The organism is Pantoea dispersa (assembly GCF_035783935.1).
GTDB classification, from domain to species: domain Bacteria; phylum Pseudomonadota; class Gammaproteobacteria; order Enterobacterales; family Enterobacteriaceae; genus Pantoea; species Pantoea dispersa_C.
In genome coordinates, this window is sequence record NZ_JALKOV010000063.1 from 1 (window position 1) to 216 (window position 216).

The 216-nt window shown below is 55.6% G+C and carries 1 protein-coding gene; it reads left to right on the top strand.

Annotation, left to right across the window (positions count from 1 at the left end; translation table 11 throughout):
- The coding region (locus MXF20_RS23340; RefSeq protein ID WP_325971652.1) for an Ig-like domain-containing protein at window positions 1-216 on the top strand (216 nt) is incomplete at both ends.

Genomic DNA, 216 nt, shown 5'->3' on the forward strand with positions numbered 1-216 from the left:
TAGATACGTTAGCGCCAAATACGCCGTCGATCACAAGCGTGATGGACAACGTGCAGGGGGGCGTGGTTGGTGCGATTGCCAGTGGCGGTGTGACCAACGACAACAGGCCGACACTGAGCGGTACGGCCGAAGCTAACGCACTGGTGTTCCTGCGTGACGGTACTAGTACGATTTACAGCTTCTACGCAAATGGCAGTGGAAACTGGTCGTTCGAAT